Source organism: Hymenobacter norwichensis DSM 15439, from assembly GCF_000420705.1.
GTDB classification, from domain to species: domain Bacteria; phylum Bacteroidota; class Bacteroidia; order Cytophagales; family Hymenobacteraceae; genus Hymenobacter; species Hymenobacter norwichensis.
Genome location: NZ_ATVL01000007.1, coordinates 998,814 through 1,025,773 on the forward strand (window position 1 = coordinate 998,814; position 26,960 = coordinate 1,025,773).

Below are 26,960 nucleotides of genomic sequence, written 5' to 3' on the forward strand. Positions count from 1 at the left end.
AACGTGTGCCACCCGCCAACTGAGAGCAGTGCATGGGATACCTAATAAAAACCAAGAACTCCAATTAATGGTAGGCTTACCAGCAGCGCATCTGCTGGCTGCTGAGCGCAGTACCGTTAAAAGCAGCGCCACAATTGATAAAATTAGGCACATAGATGAAACCAAGATGCAGCATACAAAAGGCAAGTAAGCCCTTGTAGTTAGATAGCAGTATCTGTCGGAGGTAGATGTGTCGTACCAGAATAGGTCGTTTTTATAGGGGGTATACCTAAAATTCCCCAACAGCAAGCCCAACCATAACGCAATAGAATAAACGCGTAGGTCATTAGTTATGAGCAATGAAGCGGCATATAGGTTATCTTAGGCCCCAGCTAACTCGGTTGCTGCAGTTGCTGATATTTTAGTGGGTATTTGCCTACCTGAGAACTGATACTGGCCTCACTCGGTGCAGGAAATGGCTGCAATCCAAGTTTATTGGTGCAGGTATGCTTCCCCCGACGAGAAGAAAAAATGCAATTACTTTTTATCGACTTGTAAATAAATAAGCGGGTATTGAGCTGCTGTTACTCTGCGTTACGGCCGCCAGGGGAGCAGGTAGCTAGCATCGAGGCGCGTTTATAAATAAGGCGGTCGACCCAAACTGGAACTACGAAGGCCTGAAACGCACGGCTAGGCACCTGCGAAGAAGCGCCTAGCCTTACTCAACAACACCTTTCTGGCTGACCGCCCGATTGCCAACTTTAGCTTCACTAGGCAAGGATCAGCAGCTAAGTTGATGATGGCATGTCGTTTGCTGCGGCCCTGCTGCTCATTGGCCAGGGAGCGTATCAACTGGCTCATGGAGTTATAAACGGCCAATGATACATTTTGCTGGCCATTCACTTTATACGCTACGTAGTTGTGGCCTGGGCAGGGCCTGCTGCGTGCTGGCGCTGTTGTAGAAGGGGTAGCCGGCCGCTTCTATTTCCGTAACCAGCCGACGTCCGCTCCTTTGGCAAAAACTGGCGTTTGCGCATCGGCTATAGGCGTGCTGCATAAAGCGGCAACTAAGCCGATAAGCTATAGAAGTTTTTTCATGGAATGGTAGGTATTCGAGGTGGATAGGAACAAAGAGAGTAGGATAGAACGGCTACTTACTGCAACGAAACCGATTCGAGGTCGAGGTGGCGCTGACCGGTGGCGGGAGCCGGCGCCTCAAACACTACTTGTAGCACTTCTGCCTCAGAAAGAATCAGGGCAGATTGGGCGTTAGGATTATACGTAAGTGGCAAGAAGCCCGGATAGGGGCGGGGTACTAGCAATAGCGCATCAGCCTGGAACGCCGCCAGCGGAATCCGTTGGGTTTGCACTTCGGGGCCCATCTGCACAGTAGCGGAGTAGGCAGTAGCATCTTTGGTCATAAGTACCACTTTCACGGTGGTAGTTTCGCTGGCACGGCCTTTCAGCACAACTTCCTTGAAACCTGCCAAATCAGTAGTACGGCCCGCCAGCTTATCAGCGAAATAAGCCCGCAATACAGCAGCTGGCCCCGGCGTAGCGGCTGGCTGCGACTGGCCGTTGCGAGGCGCACCTTGCACAATGCGCAACGCTAGGTCGCCAGCTGGGGTGGTTACGTAGTCAGTCCAGGCGGTGCTGGCCAGGCCGCGGGCTTCTACTCGCTCCTGGTCGTGGCGGGCTTGAAACAGCGGTAGTGGTGCACTTGGGGCGACAATGGGGGTGGTGTAGTGCTCGGGGTGATAGTAGTTCCAGTCGCGGGGCTGGCCGTCGAAGCCGCCAGGGAACGTGACGGGGTACTTGTATTTGTATTTGCCTTTGCGCACCACAAACCAATAGCGCAGTTCCCCGGCGTACAGCAGTTCGGCAGGCACGGTGGCTTCCACGGTGGCATACTTCGGGCTGGTTGTGGGCAGGGTGAGCGTACGGCCGTAGTAATGCTGAGCAACCAGATACACGCTGTCTTGTGGCTCCAGACCAGTGAGGGTGGCGCTGATGCGTAACGGCTGGCCTACTGCGGCCTGAACTGGTGGCGTGTGGCGTATCTGCTGCTGACTTCCTGCAGGAAAATCGGCCCATCTTGGCGCGTGGAAATCCCGCAATTCGCCGCGATTGAAGGGAGTACGGGGTATGAAAGCATCCGTGGATTTGCCGTTAGCGGCTAGCACGTACACCCCGGGCTTCACAGTGGTACGACCATCAGTGGTTTGTACTCGGGTTCCCCAAATATCATCCAGGGGGCGTAGCGAAAAGCTAGGACCGACGTCGGGCAGCGTTACTTGCAGCGGCTGCTCGTTCCAAAAAATCAGGGTGACTTGCTTGCTGAGTGAGGCTTTTTCGAATGGGTCCCGAATGGGAACTGCATCCGGCATCACCTCCAAGCGCCATACGCCGGGAGCCAGTTTATCGAGGAAGTAGGCGCCGGTGCCGCCGTAGCGCACCACCGGCGACGAGCCCACGCCGGCCAGGTGCTGCAACTTGGCCGGTTGCTTGGGCTGGGTGCTGGTATTGGCGGTGTAGTAGAACTCCTCTGGTGTGTTCATTTCGCTTAGCTGCTGCCGGTAGCTCACCCGAAACGGCCCAAACACCGAATCCTGCGGGTAGCGCTCAAACGACTGACCACGCTTTACCTGGTGGAATACTTTGGAGGCAATTAATAAACTCAACGCCTTGGCTGGGGTGTAGGCCAGATTCAGGTAGTGCGTCTGGTACTCGGTGTTGGCGTATGCAATGGACATGGGGTCGTAGGCGAACTGAGTGGCCCACTGGAAGCCGGCTTCGCGGAAGCTGCGCGCCATGAACGGGTACATCACCGGCTGAATAATATCGGCCGACTCGAACTCGTAAATCATGCGGGCTTTGCTGGTGAAGCGCTTGTCCTGGCGAAACGGAATCGGGTACTGATCCACGTAGGGCAGGAAATTGCCGCGCAATTCGTGCCCGGCCACCAAGCCCTGTGGATACCATTGAAACGTCAGCCCGTCTACCTTGGCGTTCAGAATGGCCTCGTACACATCCGGGTTTTCCGATATGTTGTAGAATACCGGCTTGCGGCAGCCGGTGGCCCGGATGGCCTCGGCCATGCGGTTGGCAAAACTAGTTACTTGCGCCTCCGGCTTGCCGTAGCGCGGCTCGTTGCACACCTCGAAAGCAATAATATCCTGGTCTTCGCGAATGAGTTGCTTGGTATAGGGGTTGCGGTGGTTGAGAAACTGAGTCAGGTACTTTTCCTGCGCCGTAATGGCCCGCGGGTTGGTGTAGGCCTGGGTTTTTGAGTAGATGCTGGAAAAGCCGGTGCCAGTGTCGGGCTCGGGGTAGCCGTTGTTCCAGTAGGCAATGGGCGTCAGGATGATTTTGATGCCACGCTGCTTGAGTTCGGCCACTAGGAAATCAAGCAGTTTCAGGTGCTCATTTTGCTGCAAATTGCCCAGCGTATCGGTGATTTCCACGTCCCAGACGTGCACCCGAAACGCATCAACTCCGAGCCGGGAAAGGTGATACACGTCCTCCCGAATGGCCTGTTCATGGTTGATGCCCACTTTCTGAAGGGCCCGGTAAGAGTATGCAAATGGGGTAGTGTAGTTCACGCCGAACAGCGCTACTTCCTTCTTTCCCTGTTGCCAGCGCAATACGCCCTGTTTGTCCACAAAAACGTCGCTCTTGGGGAGGCTGGAATTTTGGGCTCTGACAGCGGTTGGAATAAAGGTGTAGCAGGCAAGGGTAAGGAAAAGCGTGAGTAAGCGAGTGAGCATGAAATTGTAATTAAAAGGAGAACCCGCGAGTAAGTTTGCGAAAACGAGGTACGAGGCAGGCGCTGGCGTAATCCGGTGCAAGTTACGGCAGTTCGACATCGGCAGGCCCGGGAGTTTTCCAGTCCGGCCCAACTTGCCGCCTGATGCGCGGGCTTTGGAAAAGGAAAGGAAGTAGCTTTGCGCCTCCGGTGCGGCCTCCACTAGGCGGCTACAGGCCAAGTGGTTCCTAACCTGCCTAGTTCTTATGCGTATCCTGTTGCTGCTGGCTGGTTTATTGTTGTGGGCGGGTTGCTTATCGGCGCAAACCACGATTAATGTGGTGCGGGTCCCGGCCACTACGCCGACCGATGCTGTTTTGTACATGGCGGGCTCGTTCAATAACTGGGACCCAGGCAATGCCGCCTATGCCTTTACCCGTCGCCCTGATGGCACCTATCGACTCATATTGCCCGCTACGGTGAATGGCCCTATTGAATACAAAATCACGCGCGGCACTTGGGCTTCAGCAGAAACTAATGCGCAACACAAGGGCATTGAAAACCACCGCTTCACTGTGGGTAGCGGCCGGGCCATCGTGGAAATGCAGGTAGAGAACTGGCAGGATTTCGGTGGTGCCAACAAGCCCTGTGAAAGCACGGCCCTACAACCCAACGTGCAGATAATCAACACAGCGTTTGATATACCCCAGCTCAAACGCACCCGCCGCATCTGGGTGTACCTGCCCAACGACTACGCCACCAACGCCACCAAACGCTACCCCGTGCTTTACATGCACGACGGCCAGAACGTGTTTGATGCCTGCACCAGCTTTGCCGGCGAGTGGGGGGTAGATGAAACCTTGAGCGAACTGCAAAAGCAAGGCCTTGATGCCACTGGCTCCATAGTGGTAGCCGTGGACCACGGCGGCACCGAGCGACTCAACGAACTTTCGCCCTGGCGCAACCTCAAACTCGGCGGCGGCCAAGGCGACCAATACGTGGATTTTCTGGTTGAAACCCTGAAGCCCTATATCGACGCCCACTACCGCACCCTCACCACCCGCGAGTTTACGGGCATTGCCGGCAGCAGCATGGGCGGCCTCATTTCCACGTACGCCGCCCTGAAGTACCCGATGGTGTACAGCAAAGTAGGTGTGTTTTCGCCCGCGTTCTGGTTTGCCAAGGACTCCTTGCTGCAGTACCTGCGCCAGCACCCAGCCAACCCAGCCACGCGCTTCTACTTTGTGTGTGGCACCACTGAGGGCCAAAGCATGGTGCCCCTCATGCAGACGGTACACGATGCGCTGCTCTGCAGTGGCGTACCGGCCGCCAACCTAAGCTTCAACCCGCACACCGACGGCCAGCACTCCGAGTGGTTCTGGAAACGGGAGTTTTCAGCTGCCTATCGTTGGCTATCAGCACCGGCAGAGGGTGGGATGAAAAGCAAAAAGTAAGGAAACACACAAGCATCTTTGCTATTATAGCAACTAAATACCTGGATCATTGCCATTACTTCAGCAAGAAAACCAACATTTTGCTTGCTCGATAAAATGTCTGCTGTACCTTTGTGCCACTCAACGCCCTAATCAACTTTTGGTAATGACCGTTTCAATGATGCAGCAAGGCTGGTGGTGGCCCCTCGGAAATTCCGGACGGGACATCCTGTGCGTGCGTTAAGACTCTTGAAACTCCTCTTCGCAACGACTCTACAGAAAGCCCGGCCGCCTCGCCGGGCTTTTTTATTGCCCGGCGTTCAGCTTCTCCTCCCGGCACGCCCCCTATGAAACAGTTCAAGCTCCATACCCGCTTCCTCCGCGCCCTCGCCGACACCATCACGCCCGTGGGCCTCTACTTGCGCCTGCGCGACCGGTACCCCAACTGCCTGCTGCTGGAAAGCTCCGACTACCACGGCCAGCAAAACGCCTTCAGCTACCTCGCCTTCGATCCATTGGCCCGGTTCGAGCTGAGCGGCAACAAGTTGAAGCTGACCTTTCCCGACGATACCACCGAAACCGAGACCCTCGCGGAGCCCCGCCTGGCCCTGACCCGCTTGCAAGAGTTTGCCAACTGCTTTGAAACCGAACCCACTGGCCACGACTTCATCACCGGCGGTTTGTTTGGGTATATCGGCTACGAGGGCGTGCAGTATTTCGAGGACCTGGAGCTGAACGCCAGCAAACAGGCCGCCGGTCAGATTCCGAGCATTCTGTACGGCACCTACCGCTACGTTATTGCCGTCAACCATTTCCGCAACGAGCTGTATGTGTTCGAGCACACGCTGGCTGGCGAAGAAACCGACCCCGAAGGCCTCACGCGGCTGGTGAATCTGGTGCGCAATCCGTCGTTGCCCGATTACAGCTTCGCGACGGTAGGGGAGGAAACCACCAACCAAACCGACGAGGAATTCCTAAAGGTGCTGGCCGCCGGGCAGCAGCATTGCCGCCACGGCAACGTGTTCCAGATTGTGTTGTCGCGCCGCTTTCAGCAAGGCTTCACCGGTGACGAGTTCAACGTGTACCGGGCGCTGCGCTCCATTAACCCGTCGCCGTACCTGTTCTATTTCGACTACGGCAACTTCAAAATCTTCGGCTCCTCACCCGAAACCCAGCTGCTTATCAAGGGGCGCGAAGCTAGCCTGTTCCCGATTGCTGGTACCTTCCGCCGCACCGGCCACGACGCCGAGGATGCTGCCCTGGCCCAAAAGCTAGCCGACGACCCCAAGGAAAACGCCGAGCACACCATGCTCGTAGACCTGGCCCGCAACGACCTAGCCCGCCACGCCGACAACGTGCGCGTGAAAACCTTCCGCGAAATCCAGTTCTACTCGCACGTCATTCACTTGGTGAGCGAAGTAAACGCCACCCTGGCTCCCTCGGCCAGCCCCTTGCAAGTGGTGGCCGACACGTTCCCGGCCGGCACGCTTTCTGGCGCACCCAAGCACCGCGCGATGCAGCTCATCGATGAGCTGGAACCCACCGCCCGCGGCTACTACGGCGGCGCCATCGGCCACCTCGGCTTCAACGGCGACTTCAACCACGCCATCATGATTCGCTCGTTCTTGAGCAGTGCCAACCAGCTCTACTATCAGGCCGGCGCCGGCGTAGTAGCCGCTTCCGACATCAACTCCGAGCTGAACGAGGTGCACCATAAGCTAGCCGCTCTGCGCAAAGCCTTGAAAGAAGCGGAAGCCGTGTAGCCGGTTGGGCTGCAACCTCCCGCGAAAAAACCAGACCCTACAGTCCGAGCCCTATTGCCCAATACCCACACCCCATGAAAATCCTTGTTCTTGATAATTACGACTCCTTCACCTACAACCTCGTGCAGGTGTTACGGGAGCTAGGCCACGGCGACGATACCACGGTTATCCGCAACGATAAGCTGGCCGTTGACGACGTAGAAGCCTACGATGCCGTGCTTTTGTCGCCGGGACCGGGCTTGCCTTCCGAGGCGGGGCTAATGCCGGAAATTATTCGCCGCTACGCGCCTACCAAGCGTATTTTGGGTGTATGTCTGGGGCACCAGGGGCTAGCCGAGAGCTTTGGGGGCGAGCTGTACAACCTGCCCGATGTGCTGCACGGCATTGCCACCCAGGCTGATGTAACCGCCGAAGACCGGCTGTTCAACGGGCTGCCCACGCAGTTCCAAGTGGGCCGCTACCACTCCTGGAGTGTGCGTCCTGAGTCGGTGCCGGCTGAGCTGGAAGTAACCGCCCTCGATGCCAATGGCCAAGTGCTGGCCTTTCGCCACCGCACCTACGATGTGCGCGGGGTGCAGTTCCACCCTGAGTCTATCCTGACCGAGCACGGCCACCAAATGATGCGCAACTGGTTGGCCTAACCGGTTTTCCGTTCCTCAATTCCGCAACAAGGCGCGGAGCTAGTACTTCGCGTTTTAGAAATAAGCACCTGTGAAGCAATTACTTAACATCCTCTTCGAGCAACAGCTGCTTTCCCACGCCGAGGCGCGGGAAGCCATGCTGCAAATCGGGCAGGGCGAGGCCAATCCGGCGGAAATAGCCGCTTTCATGACCGTGTACCGGATGCGGCCCATATCGGTGCCCGAGCTAGCCGGTTTCCGGGAGGCACTGCTTAGCCTCAGCCGCGACCCGGAGCTAGGCACCCACGACACCGTAGATATAGTAGGCACCGGTGGCGACGGCAAGGATACGCTCAATATCAGTACGTTGGCGTGTTTTGTGGTGGCTGGCGCGGGCTATAAGGTGACCAAGCACGGCAACATTGGCGTCTCGTCGGTATGTGGGTCGTCGGATGTGCTGGCGAAGCTAGGCGTTGACTTTGCGGCAAGCAACGACGTGCTGAAACGACAGCTAGAGCAAGCCAACATCTGCTTTCTGCACGCGCCGTCATTTCATCCGGCTATGCGCCACGCCGGGCCGGTACGGCGCGAGTTGGGGGTACGCACGTTCTTCAATATCCTGGGTCCGCTCGTAAATCCGGCCCGGCCGCGCTACCAGGTGGCCGGCACGTTTAGTTTGGAGCTGCTGCGCCTCTACCATTACTTGCTGCAACAAACTTCGGCCTGCTACACCGTAGTGCACGCCCTCGACGGCTACGACGAACTTTCGCTCACCGGTGCGGCCAAATTGGCCACTCCTGAGGGCGAGCAGCTAGTAACACCCGCCGATTTTGGTTTGCAAGCCGCTACGGCGGCTGAACTGGCTGGGGGCCGCACGCCCGCCGAGTCGGCGCAGCTGTTCCTGGACGTGCTGGACGGAAAAGCCACCCGTGCCCAGCGCGATGTAGTAACGGCCAACGCCGCACTAGCCATCCGGTGCCTGGAACCCGGTTTCGGGTTTGCCGAAGCCCTGGCCGCCGCCCAAGAGGCCTTGGATTCTGGGCGGGCCCGCGCGGCATTGCGGCAGTTGCTGGCCGCTACAACTAGCAAGGCTGTAGCCGTGTAATATAGTATTTAATGACTTGCTGAGCAGATGCTTAGCTCTACATAGTAAACTGAAATGCCCACCATCCTCGATAAAATCATCACCCACAAGCGCCAGGAAGTGCAGGACCGCCAAGCGCTGGTGCCCGTGAAATTACTGGAGAAAAGCCTGTATATGAACGCGCAGCCGCTCAGCCTGCGCCAGTACCTACTGCGCGAAGACCTAAGCGGCATCATTGCCGAGTTCAAGCGCAAGTCGCCGAGCAAGGGCATCATCAACGCCCACGCACCGGTGGAGCGCACCACGCTGGGCTACATGCAAGCCGGGGCGTCGGCCCTGTCGGTGCTGACGGATACCGAGTTTTTTGGCGGTAAGAACGAAGACCTGACCGTGGCACGGCGCTACAATTTCTGCCCGATTTTGCGCAAGGATTTCGTGGTGGACGAATACCAGATTCTGGAAGCCAAGAGCATCGGGGCCGACGCCGTGCTGCTCATTGCGGCCGTGCTGACGGGCGAGGAAGTGCTGCGCTTGGGGCGTTTTGCTAAAAGCTTGGGGCTGGAAGTGCTGCTTGAAATCCACAACGCTGAAGAACTAGACAAAACCTTGCATCCCGATGCCGTAAGCATGGTTGGCGTCAACAACCGCAACCTGCACGACTTCTCGGTAAGCCTCGATACTTCTGGCGAGCTGGCCCAGCGCATCCCCAATGACTATGTGAAGGTAACGGAAAGCGGCCTGAGCTCGGCTGCCGACATCGAAGCGTTGCGCGGTGTAGGGTACCGCGGCTTCCTTATCGGCGAAACCTTCATGCGCCACAGCCGCCCTGAAATAGCCTGCGCCGCGCTGGTGCAGCAGCTCCGCGCCACCGAAGCCATAACGTTGCTGTAAAGCGAGTTGTAACGCCAAAGTCATCGTTTCTTCAGCCTGATCATGAACCCAACAGTCCCTTATTTGAAAGTCTGCGGCATGGCGCAATCCGTCAACCTGACGGCCGTGGCGGCGTTGCAGCCCGACTTTCTGGGGTTCATCTTCTACCCGAAATCCAGCCGCTATGTGGGCACACAACTAAACCAGGCTGATTTGGCTGCGCTGCCAGCCGGAATTCGCAAAGTGGGCGTGTTCGTGAATGAAACCGTGGATAAGGTGCTGGCACAAGTAGCGGAATTTGGGTTGGATTTGGTGCAATTGCATGGGCAGGAAACACCTACAGAATGTGCTCGGCTGCAAGCGGCGGGCGTGCCGGTTGTCAAGGCGTTTTCGGTAGGGGAGGAGTTTAGCTTCGAGGTGCTGCAACCCTACGTGGACCACGTCGACTACTTCCTTTTCGATACCAAAGGCATGCAACCTGGCGGCAATGGCACCACCTTCGACTGGAACCTGCTGGCCACTTATAGTTTGCCGGTGCCGTATTTCCTGGCGGGTGGCCTAGGGTTAGAGGAAGCGGAGGCGCTGCGAAACCTGCGCCTGCCGGGCCTGTTTGCCTTAGACCTAAACAGCCGCTTTGAAACCGCACCCGGCGTGAAGGATGCCGAGTTGTTGAGTCAGATGTTTACCAGCCTACGAACCTGCCATTTTTAGCCCGCCGAAGACGCAGAAGCTGGCGCAGAGGGCGCTGAACGTTCCTCGTCTGCAGCAGAAACTCCTAAACCGAACCATATGACCACCTATAAAGAACCCACCGCCCGCGGCTATTACGGCCAATTTGGGGGCGCTTTCATCCCCGAAATGCTCTATCCCAACGTGGAAGAGCTGCGCGACAACTACCTCAATATCCTCGCTGACCCCGAGTTTCAGCGCGAGTATCAGATGCTGTTGCGCGACTTTGTGGGGCGGCCCACGCCACTGTTCGAGGCCAAGCGGCTTTCCAAAAAGTATAACACGCGCATTTTCCTGAAGCGCGAAGATTTGTGCCATACCGGTGCTCACAAGGTCAATAACACTGTCGGCCAGATTTTGCTGGCGCAGCGGCTCGGCAAAACCCGTATTATTGCCGAAACCGGCGCCGGCCAACACGGCGTAGCCACGGCCACCGTCTGCGCCCTGATGGGGATGGAGTGCATCGTATATATGGGCTCGGTGGACATGGAGCGGCAACGGCCCAATGTGGAGCGCATGCGCCTGCTTGGGGCCGAAGTGCGCCCCGCCACCAGCGGTAGTCAGACCTTGAAAGATGCCACCAACGAAGCCATCCGGGACTGGATTTCCAACCCCGTTGACACGCACTACATCATCGGCTCGGTGGTAGGTCCGCACCCGTACCCCGATTTGGTGGCGCGTCTGCAAGCCATTATCAGCGAGGAAATGCGCAAGCAGCTGCTGGAGAAAACCGGTTCCGAGCTGCCACAATACGTGGTGGCCTGCGTGGGCGGCGGTTCCAATGCAGCCGGCGCGTTCTACCACTTCCTCGACGAGCCTTCGGTGAAGCTGGTAGCCGTGGAAGCGGCTGGGCACGGCATCACCTCAGGCCATTCGGCGGCCACGTCGGTGCTGGGCAAGCCGGGCATTATTCACGGTTCGCGCACCTTGCTTATGCAGGACGAAGACGGTCAGATTACCGAGCCGTATTCTTTGTCGGCAGGGCTGGATTATCCGGGTATTGGGCCGTTGCACGCGTATTTGGCCGCAGAAGGTCGGGCGCAGTTTATTTCGATTGAGGACGAGCAGGCCCTACGCGCCGTGGCAGAATGCAGCCGGCTGGAAGGCATCATTCCGGCCCTAGAAACGGCTCACGCGCTGGCCGCCCTCGGGCAGCTTGGCGCCGGCCCCGACGACGTGGTGGTTATCAACCTCTCCGGCCGCGGCGACAAAGACCTGGAAACGTACATGAAGTACGCCGATTCCATTCAATAATTCTTACGGCGGGCGGCGTAGTGGTTTGCAGCAGAACAACCTCTGCGAACTGCTGCGCCACTTGCTGCGAGCCTCTGCGAGAAACACCTCATGAATCGTATCCAACAAGCCTTTGAAAAGAAAGGCAAGAAGCTCAATATCTATTTCACGGCTGGCTATCCGGCCCTTGACTCCACGGTGCCGATGTTGAAATCCTTGGCCACGGCCGGGGCCGACCTCATCGAAATCGGAATGCCCTTTTCCGACCCGCTGGCTGATGGCCCCGTGATTCAGCAGAGCAGCACGGTAGCGCTGCAAAACGGCATGAACATGCGTGTGCTGTTTACGCAGCTGAAGGATATCCGCCAGGAAATACCCGAAACTCCCATTTTGCTGATGGGCTACCTGAACCCGGTTATGCAGTTTGGGGTGGAAAATTTCTGCCGCGAAGCTGCTGCCGCGGGCGTGGATGGCGTGATTCTACCGGATTTGCCGCTCGATGACTACGTGGACGAATACCAGGAGATTTTCCGGCGCTACAACCTAAAACCGGTGTTTCTGATTACGCCGCAAACCGCCGAAGCCCGTATCCGCCGCATTGATGAGCTGACGGATTCGTTTCTATACCTCGTTTCCGGACCCGGCACTACGGGCGGCGCCAATACTCAGGCAGCTGGCGTGCAAGAGGCCTATTTCCAGCGTATTGAGGCCATGCAACTCCGTAACCCCCGCCTCATCGGCTTCGGCATTGCCGATAAAGCATCTTTCCAGCAAGCCTGCCAGTACGCAGAAGGCGCCATCATCGGCTCGGCCCTGATTAAGGCCCTAGATGGTGCCGATGACGCTCCCGCCGCCGCCGCTCGGTTTGTTTCTTCTGTTCTGAACTAAAAGCCTCCTGCAAGCTCAGAACGTTCTGCGCCTTCTGCGCAAGCCTCTGCGCCTTGTGCGGGAACCCCACCATATGGTTATCCAACTCGACCCCCACATCACCGAAACCGCCAAAGCCGATATTCTGGCTCACATCGAGGCGCTGAAATACAAGGCCACTGACGTCACCACCCAACGGGCGCACTACCTCGTAGCTATCGGTAAAGCCGATTTCGACCTGCGTACCATTGGCCAGCTGCCCGGCATCCTCGACATTCACCGGGTATCCGATGCCTACAAACTGGTGAGCCGCAAATGGCGCGTACGCCCCACCGTCCTCGACCTCGGCGACGGTGTGCGCATCGGGGAAGGTACTCTGACGCTGGCCGCCGGCCCGTGCAGCATCGAAAACGAGGCCCAGATGGAGCTGATGATGCAGCATCTACTCGACAACGACGTGCGCATCATGCGCGGGGGCGTGTTCAAGCCCCGGTCGTCACCGTATGCGTTTCGGGGGCTGGGCATGGATGGGCTGAAGCTGTTTCACCAAATGGCCCGCGCCCGCGGCATCAAAATCATTACCGAGGTGATGCAGGTGTCGCAGGTGGAGGAAATGCATGACTACGTGGATGTGTTTCAGGTGGGCGCGCGCAACACGCAGAATTTTAACCTGCTCGATGCGCTAGGTGGCGTAGACAAACCAGTGATGATAAAGCGCGGTATTTCCGGCACACTGGAAGAACTGCTGTCGTCGGCAGAGTATGTGTTTTCGGGAGGTAATGAGAAGCTGATTTTGTGCGAGCGGGGCATCCGTACCTTCGAAACGGCCAGCCGCAACACCCTCGACCTAAACGCCGTGCCTATCCTCAAGGAGAAAACGCACCTGCCCGTCATCGTGGACCCCTCGCACGGCATCGGCATTCGGGAGTACGTGCCCACCATGGCGCTGGCGGGCCTGATGGCCGGCGCCGACGGCATCATCTACGAAGCCCACGAGAAGCCCGAGGAAGCTGCTTCTGACGGAGCCCAGACTCTAAATTTCGAGGAGTCGGCGCGCCTGATTCGCAACTTGCGTAAAGTGTATGCCCTGCGGCAGGAACTAGAGTAGTGGCAGCAAGTTTAGGATTGCACGTAACTTGTGTTCTTCACTTCAAAACTCTGCTATATATGCTTCGAATTATTGTTGGATTTCTACTCGCCAGCACCCTGTTATTCGGATGTGACGACGACGATGCAGGTGGCTCTGGTCAGACCTCTGTAATATACACTACTGCCATTTCGGTCAGTGAGAATGGTGCGCCGCCTTATGTTTTAAATCAAGCGCAAATAGCTTCCTCTACCTACCAAGGGCCTACTGCTAACTTGGTGATAAATGGTAAGCTGAACAGCGGACCTGTGATACGCGTGACATTCAGTCAGAGTAGCCCAACCGTTGCAGGTTCCAACGTTACGGATGTGGTAGAAATGTATTCGGAGACGCAAGGCAATGCTACGCAAACCAGCGGTAAGACCACCCGAAATGCCACGACTAATGCAGTTTCCGGCTCTTTTACCGGTGCTTTTTCTAATGGTACAATAGTATCAGGCACTATTAGTGGTTTGCTACTTCAATAGTAGGTAGCGAAACCAGATTGTATAAGCAGTGCGCCGCTATAGAAAAGCCAGCCGGAAGGTTTGCTAACATAAGGTATGTTAGCAAACCTTCCGGCTGGCTTATTATGTGCCATTTTGAAAGAGTAAAGTCACAAGTATGACCTTCACCTTCAACGCCTACAGCAGCCTACTGCTGCCGTTCTTCCTGCAAGGAATAGTGGTGAGCGTGGTGCTGCTGACGCGCGGCCGGCGGCATGGTTCCACGGCCGATGGGTGGTTGGCGTTGCTGTTGCTGCTGCACACGGCGCGGCTGGCGCAGTGGATGCTAGGGTTTGCGGGCTGGTACGACGCGCACAACGTGCTGTCGACGTTCATGTTCTATTTCCCGTTTAGTAACTGGCTGGCACTGGGACCCGCGTTATACTTCTACTTCCGCAGCCTCACCAATCAGGAATTTCAATTCCGCCGTCACCATTTTCGGCATTTTGTACCGGTGCTGCTGTACCTGGGGTGGCGACTGATGACTCTGGTCGTTGACTTGGGGTGGCTGCGCGGGGTGCAGGGGGTGCCGCTGCCGTACCATTTCGGTACCAAAGGGCCGTTGGCCGCCATGCAGGAGGGCGTGAGCTTTTGGGTGGAAATTGCGGGCTATGTGTCGGTGGGGTGGTATGCCTGGCTGACCTTGCGCGAGTACCGGCAGTATCGCCGCTACATCAACGATTATTTCTCGGATACCGAGCAGATTCGGTTTGTGTGGCTGCGTAATCTGCTGGTGGCTATGCTATTAGGGGTGAGCGTTACTTTCCTGTTTTCGGTGGTGAATGTGAGCGTGCAGCCGCTCAGCTATTATCAGGCGTGGTACGAATTCCTGGCCACCGGCATCCTGATTTACTTTCTTGGCATTGCTGGCCTGCTCACCAACGACCGACTGGCGGTTCCATTGCAATTCCTGCCTGCTCCCGCCACAACAGGGCCGCTGGTCGTTGATATCCCCCAAGTGCCTGAGCCGCGGCCTGAAACACCTGGCACGCAACCCGTTGCTGAGGCCATGCCTAGTATGCCTACGCCGGTAACCACCGCCAACACTGATGCGGCCGACCCGCACTTAGCCCGCTGGCTTACTCGTCTAACTGAAATCATGACCACCGACCGACCGTACCTGGCGCCCGAACTAACCCTGTCGCAACTGGCCACTCAGGTAGGAACTAACACGTCGGTTCTCTCGCGGGTTATTAATACGGGCTTCGGCCAGAACTTCAACGACTACGTGAACGAGTACCGGGTGCGCGAGGCTGAGCGCCTCCTCCGCGACCCACGTCATCAACAGTATACCTTGCTGGCCGTGGCTCTGGAGTCCGGTTTCAACTCAAAATCTACCTTCAACCGTGTATTCAAAAAGCTGCGTGGAGCCACCCCAAGCGAAATTGCGACTGGGCTCAAACCATAATTTGGCACGTCCCGGAAGGTAATTCGGGGCGCTTGGGGTAGGCGAGGAGGGTTCCTTTGGGATATTATTTCACCAACCCAAACCCTCCTTATCCGGTCATGAAGAAGCTACTTCTGGATACCCAGCCCTTCCCGTCTCATCTGGCAGATGCCGCCTGGCTTTTGTTCCGTCTGCACCTCGGCCTGTCCATTGCCATTGGGGCGGGCTGGTCGAAACTCGTTAATCTTATTACCACTCAAGAAGCGGCCAAGCTGGCTACCGGAACTGCTACGCTGGGTCCGCCCGACTGGTTTGTGCAGCAGGTTGCCAGCCTAGGGTTTACCCATCCTTCCCCATACATATGGGCGTGGCTGGCCGCCTGGGGCGAATTTGCGGGCGGCCTGCTGGTGGCGCTGGGGTTGCTTACGCGCTGGGCTAGCCTGCAACTGGCCGTGCAGTTTATGGTTGTTGCCTTCGTGTGGTACGAAGCACCCGAACCGGTTTTGGGCATGTACTATCAGCAGCTGCTTTTTTGGGCGTTCGTGCTGATAACCGTAGTAGGAGGTGGCCGGTACTCGCTGGACTATTGGTGGTTACGCAGCAGTAGTTCCCGTTTCCTGAGTCGGCTGGCGGGTAGCGCGCTGGCCCAGGCGGTAACGGCGCTTTTAGTTGTGTTGGCTAGTTCGGTAGTGGCTCAGGCCCAAATGGCTCCTCCCAAAGTAACCATGCCAGAGCTGCAAGCCATTGTACAGCAGTGGAATGGCACCTTGACGTACGTTGACTACAAAACGCAAAAGCGCGTTACGCTACCAACCACGCTAAACGGCATGCAGTCTAAACCGCGGGAGCTAGTGCTGGATTATATCTACCAGGAGCCCGAAGGTAGTCAAGTGAAGGGCTACGATAAAGTGCAGTTGGCTACCGATGGTCTGAGCCTGATTTGGGATGGAGTACCTCTGCGCCTAGTGCGCAAGACCCGCCTACCGGAGCAGGGGCTGGCACTGGTGCTGGAAGGACGTGGGGTTGACGATAACAAAAGCTGTCTAATCAGAAAGACTGTGCTAATGAAGAAAAAGCAACTCACTATTCTGAAAGAGGTGAAATACGATGGTAGTAAAGACTTTATAATTCGCAACGAATACACCTTCCACCCTGTAGCTAGCTAAACATTGGGTATATAACTACAAAACTTAGTGAATACATAGTATTAAGACTTAGCCTATGAATTTTGGGGCGTATGTTCTTGAAAATAATGTTTCATTCAAGTAGGTACCCCATAATATCAAGGGCTATTTCACTTTTATCAATGTTATGTTTGGCTTTGCCTTGAAAAAATATACAGACGCAGTGTACAGCTTTCGTTAAAATCTATATATTTGCCTACATGATGTCGCACCAGCCAATGAAACAAGTCTGCCTATCCAATATTCGTCCCGCACGGGACGGAGTCGGGCTGCTTTGCCGGTACGGGAGCTAACAGCGAAATGCTACTTATCCTCTGAAACCTTATAAAGCCCGACTCCTTCCCCAAGGAGCCGGGCTTTCTTCTTCCTACTATTCCATGCTACAGCAACACTACGACCGGTACACTGCCCAAGACCAACTGGTTTGGAAAGTATTGTTCGACCGCCAAACCGCCTTGCTCCACAAGCGGGCCTGCCAGGCCTTTGCCGACGGTTTGCAGCGCATTGGGTTCCACCGCAACGCCATTCCCAACTTCGAGGAAACCAGTGAGCAACTGCGCAAAGCCACCGGTTGGCAGTTGGAGCCCGTAGCGGGTATGCTCAATGATGCCGAGTTCTTTGGATTGCTGGCACAGCGTAAGTTTCCTGCCACCGTCTGGATTCGCTCCATGGAGCAGTTCGATTTCATCGAGGAGCCCGACCTGTTTCACGGTGTATTTGGGCACGTACCGTTGCTGATGGACAAGGCTTTTGCCGACTTTCTGCATTTCCTGGGGCACGTGGCGGCGCAGCACCTGGATGACGCCGTGGCGTTGGAGCGGCTCGACCGGCTGTATGGTTTCACGGTGCAGTTTGGGCTAGTAGAGGAAAACGGCAGCACCCGCATGTACGGCGCCGGTTTGTTGTCGTCGTCGGGCGAGATTCATCATTGCATTGCCGACGACAGCACCCGCCACCCTTTCGATTTAGGTACGGTGCTGGATACGCCTTACAGTGAGGCACACCTACAAAACCAGTATTTTGTGTTGCCTAACTGGGAGCAACTGACGGGTAGTGTGGCTGAGCTAGCCGCGTTGCTGGCTTCTGATTGGGAGATAAACCTGGGAAAGCAACTGGTTGAAATCCCAAGAAATAACAAGCAATAGGGTAGGAGCCAGACCGGCTGACTACTTGATGGGTGAACGCGCGGTAGTGAGAGGGGGGATACTATTGTTGCCGCTGCTGTTCACCCACAAGTGTTGCTAATAAGTTGGTTGGGTCGGTTTCTACACTATTCGCTTACAAAACAAAAGCCCGTCTGCTCACAAGCAGACGGGCTTTTTCAATGCTAGAAAATATATTCCGCTAGCTCTTAAGCTTGAAGTTCTTCTTCAAATAGGCCACCGAAAGCGCGTGGGCATTGTCACCAAACGTCTTGTTGTACTTCGGGTTGGATGGGTTGGCGAAGGCGTGGTCGGCATCGTAGCTCTTGATGGTTACCTTCTTTTTGGCGGCGGCCATGTCCTTCTGAAACTGTGCTACCACCTCGGGGTTGATCCACTTATCTTGGCTAGCGAAAATGCCCAGCACATCAGTAGTCAAGGTTTTGAGCTTAGCCACGTCTTTCTCGGGCATGCCGTAGTACATCACGCAGCCTACGGCCTTCGGGCCAGCCAGCAAGGCAGTTTGCAGGCTCCAGCCACCGCCGAAGCACCAACCCACGCTGGCAATCTTGGCGCTGGGGCCAGCGTACTGCATAGCCCCTTTGATGATGGCCTGAGCCCGGTCGGTTTTCACAGCTTGCATGTAGTTGCCGGCCTCTTCGGGCGTGGTGGCTACCTGGCCATCGTACAAGTCGAGAGCAACGACGTTCACGCCGGGCAGGTCCTTGGCGTATTGTGCGGCTTCCTGCTTGATGTAGTCGTTGAGGCCCCACCACTCATGAATCACAAATAGGTACTTATCGGATTTCGTGGCACTCTTGATTTCGAAGCCTTTGCCGGTTTTGCCATCGGGCGTCTTGAATTCAATGGCGTGGCCCTCTCCAGCGTAGTTGAAAGGCAGCGGTGCATCGTGGCCACCCGAAAAGTCCTCGTTGGTGGCTAGCATAGCAAATGCCTCGGTAGCATTGGGGCCGGCTGGTTTCGCGCAGCAGCTAACGGTGTTTTGAGCCGCCGCCATGCTTATCGTGCTTAGCAGCACAGCGCACAAAGTCCAGATTTTGTTCATACAGTGGAGTTAAAAAAGTGAATCCCGGTTGGCGGCTACCCCTATACCTATCAGGAGTGACCACCACCGGGACGCATTAACCCACAAACCACGCAATGGTTTACAAACAGCTACAACTTAAGCGGCACCCGTTTGTACCACGGCCCGGAGTTCCGTCAGCAGCGCATAGAGGCCCACGTACGTGCGGTTCAGATAAATGAAATGCTCGGAGCCGCGCGGCTCACGCTGCTGGCGTAGCTCGGGCTGCTGCATCAGGTCGTCGCCGAGAGCGTATAGGGCCTGCATGTAGCTGGGGTCGCCGAAGTCGAAAGTGGGTTGGCGAAATGGGCGACCTACCAATTCCAAGGAGGCTTGCATGGTGTTCAGGTAGAAATCCTGGCGCGCAGTTTCGTCCTCGGGGCGCAGAATGCCGGCTTCGGTGAGCAAGGCGGCTAGTTTGGTGCGGTCGGCGAGGGTTTCGGGTGTGAGCAGGTCGGTGAAGAGGCGGTGCACATCCATCGGTATTTCCTTTACGCAGCCGAAGTCCAGCACGCCTACAGTGCCGCCGTTTTCAGCGCGTAGCAGGAAGTTGCCGGGGTGCGGGTCGGCGTGCACCATGCGCAACTCGTTGAGCTGGAACATATAGAAATCCCAGAGCGCCTGGCCTAATTGGTTGCGTACTTCCTGGCTGGGCTCGATGGCCATAAATTCCTTGAGGTGCTGGCCGGGCAGCCAGTCCATCGTCAGGATGCGGGAGGATGAAAGCGCCGGATAGTACGCGGCGAATTCCAAATAAGGCAGAGCGGCACACTGCGCGGCAATCTGCTGGCCGCGCCGCAATTCCAGCGCGTAGTCGGTTTCCTCAATGAGGCGCGTTTCCACCTCCTGCAAATAGGGCCGCACGGTGGCTTCATCCAGCCCCAGCACCCGTAGCGCAATAGGCTTTACCAGCCGGATATCCGAGCGGATGCTGTCGGCCACGCCAGGGTACTGCACCTTCACCGCCAGTGCCTTACCGGCTTGGCGGGCAAAATGCACCTGCCCGATACTGGCCGCTTGCCGGGCGTTGATGTCGAACTCCTCGAATACTTCAAACGGCGACTTGCCAAACGCATCCCGAAACGCCTTCACCACCAATGGCCCCGACAGCGGCGGGGTTTGGTACTGGGCCTGCGCAAACTGGTCGGCGTAGGCGGTAGGCAGCAGGTTTTTCTCCATAGCCAGCATCTGCGCCACTTTCAGCACCGAGCCTTTCATCTCGCTGAGTGTACCGTATAGCTCGGCCGCGTTAGCCGCGTGCAGGTCTTCGGTAGTGCTTTCGGCGCCCACGGCCCGCTTGGCGTAGTGCTTCACGTAATTAGCCCCCACGTTCAGGCCAGTGCGGGCAAAACGCGCCGCCCGCGCCACTTTGGTGGTCGGTAGTGAGGAAAGGGATTTGCTATCGGCGGATTCGGACATGGCAGAATATAAACAGATCATGCTGAGCTGCTTGAAGCATCTTAACCACAAGAGTAAAGCATTTACTTTGGTGATAGAGATGCCTCGGCAAGCTCAGCATGACGGGCAATGGTAACTTGAAAATAAGCGGTGCGCTAGCGTCGGCGGTGCAGCAGAAACCGCACAAAGTCGGTGGCCGAGTCCAGCGTGTTACGGCCAACTAGGTCGAAGCTCAGCGTCACGGCTTTTTCGATGGCTGCGTCGGTGCGCTCGAAATTGATGCTGTCATCTTTGGCGAAGAAGCCCAGCACGAATAGCTGCTGCTGCCAGAAGAACCGTGGGTAGCCGTCCTGCACCAATTGGCGGGTGGCTATTTCGTCGGTGCGGCGGCCTTCCCGCAGAAGGTCGTCCACAAAATCCTCGAACTCCTGCCGGAAATCGTCGAGGACGCGGGGCGTGATGCCAGGCATGCGCGAAAGGGAGCGGCGCAGCGCATTTAGCGCGTAGCTGCGGTTGCGCTTCAATATTTCGATGAGCGTGTAGTAGAAGGCCAGTAGCTTTTCGCGGGCCCCATATTGCTCCCACACCGGCTCCCTAGCGGCCGTGACACGGGCTTCGCGGCCAAAATCGGCCCACAGCTCCCGGTCGATGGCCTCGAAATTAGCGTAGTGCAGATAAAATTCCTGTTCGGGTAAGCCCAGCTTTTGCGTGAGCTTGTACACCGAAGCCGGCGTTTTGCCTTTGTCGAGCACATAGTCGAGGTAGGCCTGCTTGATGCGGACTTTCGCCGAGTTGGCTGTCTCGGGCGTTACTTGGGGCGAAGGTTGCTGTTCCATAGTGCAGGTATAACTACCAGAGGCGGAGAGTGGTTTCAACTAAAACAAGGGGTAACTACTACTGCCGGGCGGCCCGGTACGTGTCGATGGCGCGCTGCCGGGTTTCCTTGCTGTCTACCAGGGGGGCAGGGTACTTATCGGTGTTGTACTCCGGTATCCATTGGCGCACGTAGGCTAGGTCGGGGTCGTACTTTTTTAGCTGGCTATCGGGGCTGAATACCCGGAACCACGGCGAAGACGTAACGCCGGTGCCAGCCGTCCACTGCCAGTTGCCGATGTTGTTGCTCATGTCGTAGTCGATGAGCTTATCGGCGAAATATTGCTCGCCCCATTTCCAATCTACCAGCAGGTTCTTGATCAGGAAGCTAGCCGTGGCAATGCGGGCCCGGTTGTGCAGCCAGCCCGTTTCATTGAGCTGCCGCATGCCGGCATCAACAAGCGGGTAGCCAGTGCGGCCCTCGCACCACGCTTTAAACTCGGCTTCGTTGTTTCGCCATCTGATATGGCGGAACTTGGGGTCGTAGCTTTCGTGGGCGGTGTCGGGGAAGTGCCAAAGCAGCATCATAAAGAAGTCGCGCCAAATCAACTCGTCTAGTAGCTTGTCGTTCAGATCGTTAGCTTGGCGCATCAGCTCCCGTACGCTCATAGCGCCGTGGCGCAGATGCACCGAGCGGTGCGTGGTGCCGTCGGCGTCAGCGGGTTGGTCGCGGGTGTGGTGGTAGTTTTTCACCACAGCGGCCGGCGGTAGCTTAGCGGGTGGCACCGGCTGCTCGCACCGCTCAAAACCCATATCTGCCAGGGTAGGCCGTTTGGGAGCTTTGGGCAGGTGGTGCAGGTTTTCTTTCTTGAACAACCGTTTGGAGGGCTGCTCCGCGAAGCTGTCGGGCTGCAAAGCGGCCCGCCACGCCTTGTTGTAGGCCCCGTACACCTTCGGCGGCGTTCCGGCTTTGGTCAGCACCTCGTCTTTGGCGAAAATTACCTGGTCTTTGTGCATGCGAAAAGCCACTTGGTGCTTGCCAAGCAGCTTTTCGATGGTCGCGTCCCGCTGCCGGGCGTAGGGCTCGTAATCTTCGTTGGTGTGTACCTCGGCTACGTCGTACTCCTTAAGTAACTGCTGAAACACCTGCTCGGGCTTGCCATAGTACACCAGCATGGTACCGCCGGCGTGCTGCGTATTGGTGGCCAGGGTTTCCACCGCATCAAAAATATACGTGACGCGGGCATCGGCTTTGTTGTCGAGCTTATCCAGAATTTCCCGGTCGAAGACGAATAGCGGTACCACCGGATGCTCGCCTTGCAGCGCGGCCGCCAAGCCGGTGTTGTCGTGGTGGCGCAAGTCGCGCCGGTGCCAGAAAAGCGTAATTTTCATTTAGTACTTAGTTGTCAGTGCTTTGTGCTTAACTGCTTGGGTTTGATGCGTGGGTTAAAAAAGCTAAGCGCTAGGCACCATAGACTATTTCAATCGGCCCATGCCGCCATCTACGGGCAGCACTTGGCCAGTGATAAACGAACTATGGTCGGACAGCAGGAACGAAGCCATGTAGGCCAAATCTTGAGGCTGGCCGATGCGCTGCAAGGGGTGGCGCTTGGCGCCGGCTTCCGCTTTTTCGGGGGTGTTGAGCAAAGCGGCGGCCAGCGGCGTGTCGGTCAGGGACGGGGCCACGGCATTCACGCGGATGTTGCTGGCGGCGTACTCCGCAGCTAGGGCGCGGGTGAGACCTTCCACGGCGGCTTTGGCGGTAGCAATGCTAGCGTGGAAGCTCATGCCCGTATCGGCGGCCACCGTGCTGAACAGCACCACTGAAGCACCATTGGCCTTTTTGAGCCGCTTCATAACGGCTTGCAGCACCTGCACCGCACCCAGCACGTTCAACTCGAAATCAGCCCGGAAATCATCCACCGGAATCCGCTCGAACGGCCGCAGCTTGATGCTGCCGGGGCAGTACACCACGCCGTGTAGCTCGTCGGGCAGGCCGTCCAGCGCGGTGCCAATCGGTTGGGTGGCGTCCAGCTCCACGAAGGTGGTACCCAGCTCAGCCAGCTCGGGCGAGAGGTGCCGCGAGGCCGTGTAGAGGTTGCAATTGAGCTTGTGCAGCAGTTGAGCCGTAGCCAGCCCAATACCCGAAGAGGCTCCGACGAGCAAGATGTTTTTGTTGGCGAATTCCATGCGAAAAATCAGGAGAGAAGATGCCCTTAAAACTCAACGGTGCGGGTAAGGTTTGGGCACGGTAGTGGAAAGGCGCCGCAAAATTCGGGGGTTAGAAATCGTAGATTCCTGATTTCCGGAAATGGATACTAGTTGCGCCCGCAATATTTTGCCCTCACTAGTAAGGTATGGAAGGCCGAATAAAAGAGTAGCGAATTTTCGCTGTCATTTACCAACTTCTTTATTAGCTTGCTACGCGCATTTTCTGTTCCACTAAAACGCTGTCTTCCAAGATGAATATCCGTAAGCTGCTTGTTGCCAACCGAGGTGAAATTGCCATTCGTGTTATGCGTGCCGCCACTGAGCTAGGCATTACAACAGTAGCCGTATATACTTACGAAGACCGGTATTCGCTGCACCGCTATAAGGCCGACGAAGCCTACCAAATTGGGCGAGATGATGAGCCGCTGAAGCCATATCTGGACATCGAGGGCCTAATTCGGGTGGCCAAGGAAAACGGGGTGGATGCCATTCACCCCGGCTATGGCTTCCTGAGTGAAAATGCCACCCTAGCCCGTCGTTGCGCCGAATCCGGTATCATTTTCGTAGGCCCGCGGCCCGAGGTGATGGATGCCCTAGGCGACAAAGTAGCCGCCAAAAAAGTGGCCGTAGAGTGTCAGGTTCCCATCATTGAGAGCAGCATTCAAGACCTCACTGACCTGCCAATTGCGCTGGAAGAAGCGCACCGCATCGGGTACCCCGTGATGCTGAAAGCCGCTTCGGGCGGCGGCGGCCGGGGCATGCGCGTCATTCGGGACGACGAGCAGCTGGAGCGCGGCTTCTTCGAGGCCCGCAACGAGGCGCTGAAAGCCTTCGGCGACGATACCGTGTTTCTGGAAAAGTACGTGGAGCAGCCCAAACACATTGAGGTGCAGCTGGTAGCCGACAACCACGGCGGGCTAGTGCACCTCTACGAGCGGGATTGTTCGGTGCAGCGGCGCTATCAGAAAGTGGTGGAAGTGGCTCCTTCGCTGAACCTGCCCGACCACATGCGTCACCTCTTGTATGAGTACGCGCTGCGTCTTGGCCGGGCCGTGAAGTACAACAACGTGGGCACCGTGGAATTTCTGGTAAACCCCGAGCAAGACCGGATTTACTTTATCGAGGTGAACCCGCGCATTCAGGTGGAGCACACGGTAACAGAGATGATAACCGGCGTTGACCTCATCAAAACCCAGCTCCACATTGCCGACGGCAAGCGCCTCACCGACCCGGAAGTCGGGCTGGGCCCCGACGTAAAGCCGCTCAAGAACGGCTACGCCATCCAGTGCCGCATCACCACCGAGGACCCCACTACCGACTTCAAGCCCGATTACGGCACTATTACGGCCTACCGCTCGGCGGGCGGCTTCGGCATCCGCCTCGACCAAGGCTCGGTGTACACCGGCGTAAAGGTGTCGCCGTTCTTTGATTCCTTGTTAGTGAAGGTTTCCACTCATGCGCCCACGCTGGCGGAAGCCGCCACCAAAATGGCGCGTACGCTCGACGAGTTTCGGGTACGCGGGGTGCAAACTAATATTCAGTTTCTACAAAACATTATTGCCCACCCGGTTTTCAAAAGCGGGGAGGCCAACGTGGACTTCATCAAAGACCACGCGGAGCTGTTCAAGTTTAAAACCCGGCAAGACCGCGCCACCAAGGTGCTCAACTTCCTAGGCGAGGTAATTGTGAACGGCAACCCCGACGTGAAGGGCCTCGTGGACAAGAACCGGGAACTGCGCAAGCCCGACCTGCCGTATTACAACCCCGATGCGCCCCTGCAACCCGGCACCAAAAATAAGCTCACCGAGCTAGGGCCTGAAGGCTTTGCCAAGTGGCTGCGCGACGACAAGCAGATTCACTACACCGACACCACCCTGCGCGACTCGCACCAGAGCCTGCTGGCCACCCGCATGCGCACTTCGGATATGATGAAAGTGGCGGCCCGCTACGCCCATCAGCACCCCCAGACGTTCTCACTGGAATGCTGGGGCGGCGCGACGTTCGATGTAGCCTTGCGCTTTCTGCACGAGGACCCCTGGGCCCGGCTAGCTAAGCTGCGTCAGGCCATTCCGAACATCCTGCTGCAAATGCTGATTCGGGGCGCCAACGGGGTGGGCTACAAGGCGTATCCGGACAACCTAACCGAACGGTTTGTGCAGCAGGCCGCCGAAACCGGCATCGACGTATTCCGCATTTTCGATTCGTTGAACTGGATGCCGGGCATGGAATCGTGCATCAACTTCGTGCGCACGAAAACCGACCGGCTCGCCGAAGCCAGCATCTGCTACACCGGCGACATTCTGGACGCCAAGCGCAACCACAAGTACAACCTGGAGTACTACCTGCGCCTGGCCAAGCAGATTGAAGATGCCGGCGCCCATATCCTGTGCATCAAGGACATGGCCGGGCTGCTGAAGCCTTACGCCGCTACTGAGCTGATTACCGCCCTGCGCGACACCATCACCCTGCCCATCCACCTGCACACCCACGATACAAGCAGTTTGCAGTCGGCTACCTATTTGAAGGCGGTGGAGGCGGGCGTCGATGTTATTGATGTAGCGCTAGGCAGCCTGTCAGGCCTTACCTCGCAGCCCAATTTCAACTCCATTGTGGAAATGCTACGCGGCCAACCCCGCCACCGGGAGTTCGACCAACACTCGCTCAACGAGTTCAGCAACTATTGGGAAACGGTGCGCGAGTACTACTACCCATTTGAGTCGGGCCTGAAAGCAGGCAACTCTGAGGTATTCCAGCACGAAATTCCGGGCGGACAATACAGCAACCTACGGCCCCAGGCGGCAGCGTTGGGTTTGCTCGATAAGTTTGAAACCATCAAGCACACGTTTGCCGATGTGAACCTGCTGTTCGGCGACATTCCCAAGGTGACGCCTTCCTCGAAAGTAGTCGGTGACATGGCGCTATTCCTGGTTTCTAATAACCTCACCACCCAAGATGTGTTAGACAAAGGCGCCAGCCTCAACTTCCCCGAATCGGTGCGGGACCTGTTCCGCGGCGATATTGGGCAGCCCGAAGGCGGCTGGCCTGCCGAGGTGCAAAAAGCTATTCTGAAAGACGAGCAGCCCTTCACCGACCGGCCCAACGAGCATCTAGCCCCCATTGACTTCGATGCGGAATGGCGCAAGTTTGAGGAGAAGTTCGGGCCCAGCGTCAAGTTCACCGATTTGTTGTCGTGGCTGCTGTACCCGAAGGTGTTCGAGCAGTACTGGGCGCATTTGGTGCAGTACGGCGAAGCCGGCATTGTACCTACCCCCGTGTTTTACTACGGCCTGCAACCCGGCGACGAAACCATCATCGACATTGCCCGCGGCAAGAGCATCATCGTGAGCTTGCAGTCCATCGGCACCGTGAACGAGGACGGCAACCGCACCATCTTTTTCAACCTCAACGGCCAGACTCGCAAGGTGGAAGTGCGCGACCTAAGTGTGGAAGTGAAGCGCGTGCAGAACCAGAAAGCCGACAAAGTAAACCCCAAGCAAGTGGGCGCCCCCTTGCAAGGCTTGCTTTCAAAGGTGCTGGTGAAAGATGGCGAGGAAGTGAAGCGCAACGCCCCACTCTTCATAATCGAGGCCATGAAGATGGAAACCACCATTACCGCCCCCGACGATACCACCGTGCAAAGCCTGCATCTGCCCGAAGGAACGTTGGTTAACGCCGACGATTTGGTGCTGACGCTGGGATAAAAAAGAAGTGGCTAAATTGCTTGACCTGGTGTTTTATATGCTTAACAGAGATGGTAGCAAGCCTCCCTTTGAGTAGTGTTTGATT

The 26,960-nt window shown here is 56.9% G+C and carries 20 protein-coding genes; 14 read left to right on the forward strand and 6 right to left on the reverse strand.

Annotated features, from left to right (window positions below):
* Positions 1-1,133: 1,133 nt before the first annotated feature.
* On the reverse strand, positions 1,134-3,746 hold the full coding sequence (locus G536_RS27330) for a cellulase family glycosylhydrolase (RefSeq protein ID WP_022823537.1): 2,613 nt from the start codon (positions 3,744-3,746) through the stop codon (positions 1,134-1,136).
* Positions 3,747-3,990: 244 nt separating this feature from the next.
* Between G536_RS27330 and G536_RS27335 the strand changes: the two genes are divergently transcribed.
* The 13 genes from G536_RS27335 (at position 3,991) to G536_RS27355 (ending at position 17,671) form a co-directional block, all read left to right on the forward strand.
* Positions 3,991-5,178: an alpha/beta hydrolase gene (locus G536_RS27335; protein WP_022823538.1), complete on the forward strand. Its 1,188-nt coding sequence runs from the start codon at positions 3,991-3,993 to the stop codon at positions 5,176-5,178.
* A 326-nt stretch (positions 5,179-5,504) separates the two neighbouring features.
* Positions 5,505-6,920 carry an anthranilate synthase component I family protein gene (locus G536_RS0110430; RefSeq protein ID WP_022823539.1) on the forward strand — a complete coding sequence of 472 codons (1,416 nt, stop codon included), beginning with the start codon at positions 5,505-5,507 and terminating at the stop codon, positions 6,918-6,920.
* 74 nt (positions 6,921-6,994) lie between these two features.
* The gene (locus G536_RS0110435; RefSeq protein WP_022823540.1) at positions 6,995-7,561 is read left to right on the forward strand and encodes an anthranilate synthase component II; all 567 of its coding nucleotides are present in this window, start codon (positions 6,995-6,997) and stop codon (positions 7,559-7,561) included.
* Positions 7,562-7,631: 70 nt separating this feature from the next.
* Positions 7,632-8,645, forward strand: coding sequence for an anthranilate phosphoribosyltransferase (trpD, locus tag G536_RS0110440; RefSeq protein WP_022823541.1), 1,014 nt, complete (start codon positions 7,632-7,634; stop codon positions 8,643-8,645).
* A gap of 54 nt (positions 8,646-8,699) precedes the next feature.
* Positions 8,700-9,515, forward strand: coding sequence for an indole-3-glycerol phosphate synthase TrpC (gene trpC, locus G536_RS0110445; protein WP_022823542.1), 816 nt, complete (start codon positions 8,700-8,702; stop codon positions 9,513-9,515).
* A 42-nt stretch (positions 9,516-9,557) separates the two neighbouring features.
* Positions 9,558-10,205, forward strand: a complete 648-nt coding sequence (locus G536_RS0110450; protein WP_033369795.1) for a phosphoribosylanthranilate isomerase — start codon at positions 9,558-9,560, stop codon at positions 10,203-10,205.
* A 78-nt stretch (positions 10,206-10,283) separates the two neighbouring features.
* Positions 10,284-11,477 carry a tryptophan synthase subunit beta gene (gene trpB, locus G536_RS0110455; RefSeq protein ID WP_022823544.1) on the forward strand — a complete coding sequence of 398 codons (1,194 nt, stop codon included), beginning with the start codon at positions 10,284-10,286 and terminating at the stop codon, positions 11,475-11,477.
* 90 nt (positions 11,478-11,567) lie between these two features.
* On the forward strand, positions 11,568-12,344 hold the full coding sequence (trpA, locus tag G536_RS27340) for a tryptophan synthase subunit alpha (protein ID WP_022823545.1): 777 nt from the start codon (positions 11,568-11,570) through the stop codon (positions 12,342-12,344).
* A 73-nt stretch (positions 12,345-12,417) separates the two neighbouring features.
* A complete protein-coding gene (aroF, locus tag G536_RS0110465) occupies positions 12,418-13,431 on the forward strand; it encodes a 3-deoxy-7-phosphoheptulonate synthase (RefSeq protein ID WP_022823546.1) in 1,014 nt (337 codons plus the stop codon).
* Positions 13,432-13,490: 59 nt separating this feature from the next.
* The gene (locus G536_RS32140; RefSeq protein ID WP_157530547.1) at positions 13,491-13,937 is read left to right on the forward strand and encodes a hypothetical protein; all 447 of its coding nucleotides are present in this window, start codon (positions 13,491-13,493) and stop codon (positions 13,935-13,937) included.
* Between the two features lie 136 nt (positions 13,938-14,073).
* The gene (locus G536_RS30545; RefSeq protein WP_022823547.1) at positions 14,074-15,363 is read left to right on the forward strand and encodes a helix-turn-helix domain-containing protein; all 1,290 of its coding nucleotides are present in this window, start codon (positions 14,074-14,076) and stop codon (positions 15,361-15,363) included.
* A 98-nt stretch (positions 15,364-15,461) separates the two neighbouring features.
* Complete coding sequence (locus G536_RS30550; RefSeq protein ID WP_022823548.1) at positions 15,462-16,508, forward strand: DoxX family protein; 1,047 nt, start codon at positions 15,462-15,464, stop codon at positions 16,506-16,508.
* Between the two features lie 395 nt (positions 16,509-16,903).
* On the forward strand, positions 16,904-17,671 hold the full coding sequence (locus G536_RS27355) for a phenylalanine 4-monooxygenase (RefSeq protein WP_022823549.1): 768 nt from the start codon (positions 16,904-16,906) through the stop codon (positions 17,669-17,671).
* Between the two features lie 199 nt (positions 17,672-17,870).
* On the opposite strand, the gene G536_RS0110485 is transcribed toward G536_RS27355, so the two are convergent.
* The 5 genes from G536_RS0110485 to G536_RS0110510 all read right to left on the reverse strand — a co-directional run bounded on the left by G536_RS0110485 (position 17,871) and on the right by G536_RS0110510 (position 23,153).
* Positions 17,871-18,734: a dienelactone hydrolase family protein gene (locus G536_RS0110485; protein WP_022823550.1), complete on the reverse strand. Its 864-nt coding sequence runs from the start codon at positions 18,732-18,734 to the stop codon at positions 17,871-17,873.
* 117 nt (positions 18,735-18,851) lie between these two features.
* Positions 18,852-20,171 (reverse strand): ABC1 kinase family protein, encoded by a 1,320-nt coding sequence (locus tag G536_RS0110490; protein ID WP_022823551.1) that lies wholly within the window; start codon positions 20,169-20,171, stop codon positions 18,852-18,854.
* 134 nt (positions 20,172-20,305) lie between these two features.
* Complete coding sequence (locus G536_RS0110500) at positions 20,306-20,986, reverse strand: TetR/AcrR family transcriptional regulator (RefSeq protein WP_022823553.1); 681 nt, start codon at positions 20,984-20,986, stop codon at positions 20,306-20,308.
* 58 nt (positions 20,987-21,044) lie between these two features.
* Complete coding sequence (locus G536_RS0110505) at positions 21,045-22,355, reverse strand: cryptochrome/photolyase family protein (RefSeq protein ID WP_022823554.1); 1,311 nt, start codon at positions 22,353-22,355, stop codon at positions 21,045-21,047.
* Between the two features lie 84 nt (positions 22,356-22,439).
* The gene (locus G536_RS0110510) at positions 22,440-23,153 is read right to left on the reverse strand and encodes an SDR family NAD(P)-dependent oxidoreductase (RefSeq protein WP_022823555.1); all 714 of its coding nucleotides are present in this window, start codon (positions 23,151-23,153) and stop codon (positions 22,440-22,442) included.
* Between the two features lie 272 nt (positions 23,154-23,425).
* Between G536_RS0110510 and G536_RS0110515 the strand changes: the two genes are divergently transcribed.
* Positions 23,426-26,875 (forward strand): pyruvate carboxylase, encoded by a 3,450-nt coding sequence (locus tag G536_RS0110515; protein ID WP_022823556.1) that lies wholly within the window; start codon positions 23,426-23,428, stop codon positions 26,873-26,875.
* Positions 26,876-26,960: the final 85 nt, after the last annotated feature.

Excerpts from the sequence above, each read along its gene's own strand:
- trpB (WP_022823544.1), top strand. The coding sequence starts at position 10,284 with ATGACCACCTATAAAGAACCCACCGCCCGCGGCTATTACGGCCAATTT.
- G536_RS0110485 (WP_022823550.1), bottom strand. The coding sequence starts at position 18,734 with ATGAACAAAATCTGGACTTTGTGCGCTGTGCTGCTAAGCACGATAAGC.
- G536_RS0110505 (WP_022823554.1), bottom strand. The coding sequence starts at position 22,355 with ATGAAAATTACGCTTTTCTGGCACCGGCGCGACTTGCGCCACCACGAC.
- G536_RS0110490 (WP_022823551.1), bottom strand. The coding sequence starts at position 20,171 with ATGTCCGAATCCGCCGATAGCAAATCCCTTTCCTCACTACCGACCACC.
- G536_RS27355 (WP_022823549.1), top strand. The coding sequence starts at position 16,904 with ATGCTACAGCAACACTACGACCGGTACACTGCCCAAGACCAACTGGTT.
- G536_RS0110435 (WP_022823540.1), top strand. The coding sequence starts at position 6,995 with ATGAAAATCCTTGTTCTTGATAATTACGACTCCTTCACCTACAACCTC.
- G536_RS27330 (WP_022823537.1), bottom strand. The coding sequence starts at position 3,746 with ATGCTCACTCGCTTACTCACGCTTTTCCTTACCCTTGCCTGCTACACC.
- aroF (WP_022823546.1), top strand. The coding sequence starts at position 12,418 with ATGGTTATCCAACTCGACCCCCACATCACCGAAACCGCCAAAGCCGAT.
- trpC (WP_022823542.1), top strand. The coding sequence starts at position 8,700 with ATGCCCACCATCCTCGATAAAATCATCACCCACAAGCGCCAGGAAGTG.
- trpA (WP_022823545.1), top strand. The coding sequence starts at position 11,568 with ATGAATCGTATCCAACAAGCCTTTGAAAAGAAAGGCAAGAAGCTCAAT.
- G536_RS30545 (WP_022823547.1), top strand. The coding sequence starts at position 14,074 with ATGACCTTCACCTTCAACGCCTACAGCAGCCTACTGCTGCCGTTCTTC.
- G536_RS32140 (WP_157530547.1), top strand. The coding sequence starts at position 13,491 with ATGCTTCGAATTATTGTTGGATTTCTACTCGCCAGCACCCTGTTATTC.
- G536_RS30550 (WP_022823548.1), top strand. The coding sequence starts at position 15,462 with ATGAAGAAGCTACTTCTGGATACCCAGCCCTTCCCGTCTCATCTGGCA.
- G536_RS0110500 (WP_022823553.1), bottom strand. The coding sequence starts at position 20,986 with ATGGAACAGCAACCTTCGCCCCAAGTAACGCCCGAGACAGCCAACTCG.
- G536_RS0110450 (WP_033369795.1), top strand. The coding sequence starts at position 9,558 with ATGAACCCAACAGTCCCTTATTTGAAAGTCTGCGGCATGGCGCAATCC.
- G536_RS0110515 (WP_022823556.1), top strand. The coding sequence starts at position 23,426 with ATGAATATCCGTAAGCTGCTTGTTGCCAACCGAGGTGAAATTGCCATT.
- G536_RS27335 (WP_022823538.1), top strand. The coding sequence starts at position 3,991 with ATGCGTATCCTGTTGCTGCTGGCTGGTTTATTGTTGTGGGCGGGTTGC.
- G536_RS0110430 (WP_022823539.1), top strand. The coding sequence starts at position 5,505 with ATGAAACAGTTCAAGCTCCATACCCGCTTCCTCCGCGCCCTCGCCGAC.
- G536_RS0110510 (WP_022823555.1), bottom strand. The coding sequence starts at position 23,153 with ATGGAATTCGCCAACAAAAACATCTTGCTCGTCGGAGCCTCTTCGGGT.